The organism is Roseobacter weihaiensis (genome assembly GCF_020622345.1).
GTDB lineage: Bacteria > Pseudomonadota > Alphaproteobacteria > Rhodobacterales > Rhodobacteraceae > Roseobacter > Roseobacter weihaiensis.
Window position 1 is genome coordinate 1 of sequence record NZ_JACNMO010000057.1, and the last position, 5,016, is coordinate 5,016.

Here is a 5,016-nt window from a genome sequence, read left to right on the forward strand (position 1 = left end):
TGCCCGCCTCGAACCCAATCCGAGTGATCGGATGCGGGAAGCTTGCCAAACACTTGGTGATTTCGCCGACATCGCATGCCAGCTCGCGCTCCAAGGCGACGGCACCTCTGGCATCCACAATGCACAATACGCACGACCTCAGCGCCACATCCAGTCCGGCAAAATATTCCATCATCTTTCCCCCTTGCTCACAGATTTCCTGTGATCCTAACGGGAGCTCGACCTTAGTTCAGGGTCAGCACAATTACCCATGATTTGGGCCGTCTTTTACGAAAATAAAGTGTTTTGAGTGTCACCGGCCCAGGCGGAGGCGTGAACCTAAATCGTTACGCGATTAGCCAAGTCTGCCATGGATACGCCCTTGAGTTCTTCCTCAAAGAGGCGACGTGCGGCCTCCAACTCCAACCAAATTCCGTTTCGATCCTAATCCGAACTTTCGTTCTTGGTTCCACTGCAAACACAGCGAAACTATATTGCCAATGATCTATTATCTCAGACTTTTCCACTCCACTGTGACACCCTGTGCCGTTCAGAATATGTTTACTACTCCGTTGTGTACTGGGCTGCATCTCTTTCTGTGCCAATTGTTACTGGTTCAATCCCCTGCGTCTGGAGCATGACTGACCCTCCGGGGATCTCCCGACCATCGGGCAAGGCGCGCACCTCTTCGGCAAAGTTCGACACAATCATCGTCTCATCCCCGAACTCCGTCTGGTGCAGCAGACGGTCACTAGACAGAAACGCAAAACCGGTCATCTGCTCCATCATCATGCGCCGATGCAGCGGGGCAAAATCGGCCATGTACTGCGTAATCGCGGGAAGATCACGATTCAGAACACCGGCATTGAGGTGATAGAGCGGTGGCACTGCATAAAGCAGTCCGATCAACTCGTTATGTCGGCGCCGCCCCTTGGGTTTGAGGGTGCCAAAGTGCCAGTGATGCGTCGTGACCAAGCTGTCACCCAGTGCAATCTGGTAGAGCGGGATGCGATAGGCCGGGTTGAACACGACTTCGGCAATGTCAGGCGGGGGCAGGGTGGGTTCGAAAAACCGGTCCGGCACCTCCGGCGGCCAGTAGTTACCAACGTGATAGGCAGGGTCCGGTTCTATCCGCATACGCGGGTCCATCCAGTCATAGGCGGGCGTCGTGATCCCGTGGGCAAAGTCGATATGAGGGGCGAAGACGGCAACCCCCACTTCGGACCCCAGAACAAGCTGCCTGTCCTCTGCTATGAAAGCCAGACGCTGCGTCAACGCGTCGAACGCCGCGCGTTTGCTGGTCTGCCGACCCTCGGCATAGTCCTCAATCAACAGCCCTGTCGCATCAACATCAGCGAAATAGCTGTTGGCCCCCAGCGTGTCCGCCACCGCCCCAATACGCGCCATGGCATAATCTGCCACGGTGCGAGGGTTCACATAGACCCCCATGCCCAGAAATCCGGACCGTACCGTCCCATCGGCATTGATGATCTGCGCATCGTCGAAAATCGCTTGACCCATCTGCGCCGTGGCCCAGGTCGGTTCCGCATCTTCGGGGTGCGCGCTTGCATAGCTGTCATAGGGGCCAAAAAGATACCCGCGCGACCGGGCCTCTGCCATGGCCTCGGGATGGCCAAGCGCGTGGCGCCAGTTCTCGATGCCAAGCCAGGCGCGCGTAATCTCAGCCTCTGTTAAGGCATCCAGAACCCGCAGGCCCATCCCGCCACCCCAGCTCTCCGGTGGCGCAAGACTGTCCTCGAACTCGGCGTAAAGTGCCGCACGTAACTCCAACAGATGCGCCTGTTCCCTGGCCGGGTCATGCCCGCCGGGCAGCAGCGTTTCCCCCTCGAACGGTCGCGCAAGCGGCAGGGCGGCATTGAGCGCGCGGATGAATTGGGTCCGGCTGTAGTGGGACACGAAACCATCCGCCCCCTCCGCTTCCTGGATCGCGGCCTCGACATCGGCCCGAAAATCCCCGGGCACCGCGCCCCGCAGGTCCGCCGACAGCGAGCCGGGTGTTTCACGGTTCCGCGCAAATTGCCGGACAAAGCGGCGCCAAGCAGTAACATCCGATGGCGCCAACAGCCCGTCCGACCACAGGTAGATATGCGGCGCCCCGGCCAACAGACCGATATCCGGCCTCGCCTCGGCTTTCTCGCTCAGCGCACGAAATGCCCCGGTCTCTTCCAGATGCGCGCGATACAGATGCGCGCCAATCACCGGGTCACGCGGTCCCAGATCGACGGTCACTCGATAGGGCTGATCTAGGTTCAGCGGCGTAAAGCTCTGAACGACGCCGACGCTCAGACAACCGTCACTGTCCTCAAACGACAGGCGCACATCCCAGGGCGTATCCATCCGCCAGGTGACGGAGCCACTGTCGTGTAGACGGGTCCAGAATGGCAGCGATAACTGCACTAGGGCATCCCCTCCATCCAGAACGTCGATCAGAAAACGGCGCCAGTCCGCATTTCCCGCCTCAGATAGACGCCCTTCACTCAGCACGGGCAACGCCCATTCGTCAGCGGTCTGCGCGGGCACATGTGGCCACGGCAGGCGCGTCGGATGATCCGATGTGATTTCGACAGCCACGCTGCGACCGGCCGCACGCGCGGTGACGAATAATCGCCCGCCATCGGTCTCCAGCCGCCATGCGGCACTGACCTCGTCGCCGGACAGCCCTTGCGTATTCTCAGCCAAAGCAGGGTGCGCAAGCGGCGCCATTGCCGCTCCGTGCGGCGCGCCCGACATCTCCAGCGTGTCGGTATCTATCTCGAACGATGCGAGGTCGGTCGTCAGCGTCACTTGTTCCGCCCAAACCGCGTGGCCCATCGCGCCCAGAAGAGCGGCGACCAAAGCGCGTGCGCAATACTTGCTCGTCATTGTGAAGATCCTTCCTCAGGCAGCAATCCATTCGCCACAAACCTGGCCATCAAATTGGCTTCGTCCTCCCAGGGGGACACCAGCTTCCTCGGCGACGCACCGCCCGCATGGGCGATGGCAGCAACGCGCCCCTGACCGTTGAACTGCGTGTCGGGCCGGGTCTCTGCAATCGCATCAGTGTAGGCTTCTGCGGCCGGGATAATGTCCCACCCGTCCTCGCGCAGCACCCGCGCCAGATTCTCGACAAACAACGCCGCCAGATCGTTCTCATGCAGGAGCAGCACATGATCCGGATGCCGCCCCAGCGTTTCCACGGCCAGCGCATCGTAGAACTCAACCGTCTCGACCAGCACCTCGACATAGGTGTCGCGCAGCCGGTCCATATCCAGCGGATGACCGGCCTCCACCGCCTCGTTCACAAGGGCCTGCATGTACCAGTCATAAGTGTCGACGGTGACATAGGCATTCTGCAAACCCCGGGCCTCCAGCCCCGCGACCACGGCCAACCGCTTGTCGCGCGTGTCGCCCTCATCCAGGTACGGATAACGGAAATAGGGCACGACATTGTCAAACCCGTCGAGCATCTCCGTCGCCCTGTCGATGTCCGCAAGATAGGCGGCGGGATCAGTGTCTCGCAGCCAGGGATGGGTATGTGTGTGGTTCGCCAGCACATGGCCCGCTTCCACATAGGCCCGCAGCCGCGCGGCCCCGTCCCTTTGCTGATCAATCGACTGCGTCAGAACAAAGAACGCCGCCCCGTCAATACCCGCCCGCACCATGCCGGAAACAAGCGTTTCGGCCCGTTCCGTACCACTCAGAAGCGGCCCGTCAGCCCGTGGTGCATCATCAAAGCTGAAAGCGATACGGCGCGTCTCGTCCGCCCACAAAGCGCCTGCAAGCCACGCAAATGCGACACCAGCCACTGCACCGGCGCGCAGAACGCGCCGGGCCATGTTGTAACCGATCATTGACAATCGAATGCGCCAACGGCGTCCAGAACGGCCCTCGACGTCGATTGCCGCAGCGCGAGGTAAGATTGGTCGGGCATGTCCATGTTCAGCGCAAAGACATACGTGTCATCGCGGCACCGTACCCAGCCGACATACCAGCCGACATCCATGTCGGTCCTGCTGAAGCGCCAGCCGGTCTTGCTGTACATGGTCCAGACATCACCTGCATCTGACTGCATGATCGTGTCGGCGGCGGCATAGGTCGCCTCTGATAGCGGCAGCTCACGCTGCGCCAACCGCTCCAGGAACGCCGTCTGCTCCAGCGCGGTGATCTGCAGCGTATCGTCCAGCCAATAGCTGGTCAGCGTGTCCTCTGTTCCGGTATCGGCATTGCCATATCCAAAACGGTTCAGCCACTCGGTCATGCCAGTCAAGCCAACGCGCCGCGCTACCTCCTGGTACACCCATACAACCGAACTTCTAAACGCCGAGGTCAGAGTATGGTCCCGGTTCCAGCCGTCAAAGACGCGATTCTCGCCGTCCCATTCGAACAGTGTATCAGGCCCGGCCATACCAGTTTCCAACGCGATCAGCGTGTGCGGAATTTTCGACGAGGACGCAGGCGCAAAACGCTCGGTCGACCGCTCTGCATTGCTGATCCACACCTGACCGTCCGACAAGCGCCGGACAACGATGGTCGAGGTCCCGACATCGACACCAGCTGCTTCCACAGCCCGGGACACATCGACCGGATTTGCAACAGCGACAGATGCCGAAAGAACAAGGCCCGACATGGCAAAAAGACACGCCTTCAAGCCCCCAAACGTCCGCTTGGAGAGAGTACTGCTCATTTTTGGATTCCCTTAATCAGGAGTTTTGATTTTATACGATATTTACTGATTTTACAGATACTTGGCCTGCACACACTCAGCGCATTAGTCGGCGAAAAGCTGAAACTGCAGGGCTTTAGGTCTAGAATGCGGTTGAGATTCTCTCAAGCCGCTTTTGGGATTTCCAAAACACCGCAGGCGTAAACTTGCCAAACCGTTGCGTCGGCTGAAGGTGCGCTGTGTGCTGTATATGGACCCCGCCTTATTGCAACGGTTTTGGTTGGTCTGGTTCAGGATCACGATTGCTGACGTATATCCGGCTTCTGTGAGCGGCCCGATATATCGTCACCGCGAGCCCCGATGGATTTCCGCTT

At 59.7% G+C, this 5,016-nt stretch carries 3 protein-coding genes; all 3 read right to left on the reverse strand.

Features of this window, described 5'->3' with window-relative positions; translation table 11 throughout:
- Positions 1-543: 543 nt before the first annotated feature.
- From H7847_RS26315 to H7847_RS26325, 3 genes are read right to left on the reverse strand one after another with little or no spacing between them, the layout of a single operon-like run.
- On the reverse strand, positions 544-2,862 hold the full coding sequence (locus H7847_RS26315) for a glycoside hydrolase (protein WP_227272638.1): 2,319 nt from the start codon (positions 2,860-2,862) through the stop codon (positions 544-546).
- Entirely contained in the window at positions 2,859-3,815 is a 957-nt protein-coding gene (locus H7847_RS26320) for a polysaccharide deacetylase family protein (protein WP_227272639.1), read from the reverse strand. The genes H7847_RS26315 and H7847_RS26320 overlap by 4 nt, the downstream gene beginning before the upstream one ends.
- Positions 3,816-3,826: 11 nt before the next feature.
- Positions 3,827-4,663: a penicillin-binding transpeptidase domain-containing protein gene (locus H7847_RS26325; protein ID WP_227272641.1), complete on the reverse strand. Its 837-nt coding sequence runs from the start codon at positions 4,661-4,663 to the stop codon at positions 3,827-3,829.
- Positions 4,664-5,016: the final 353 nt, after the last annotated feature.

Excerpts from the sequence above, each read along its gene's own strand:
- H7847_RS26315 (WP_227272638.1), bottom strand. The coding sequence starts at position 2,862 with ATGACGAGCAAGTATTGCGCACGCGCTTTGGTCGCCGCTCTTCTGGGC.
- H7847_RS26325 (WP_227272641.1), bottom strand. The coding sequence starts at position 4,663 with ATGAGCAGTACTCTCTCCAAGCGGACGTTTGGGGGCTTGAAGGCGTGT.
- H7847_RS26320 (WP_227272639.1), bottom strand. The coding sequence starts at position 3,815 with ATGGCCCGGCGCGTTCTGCGCGCCGGTGCAGTGGCTGGTGTCGCATTT.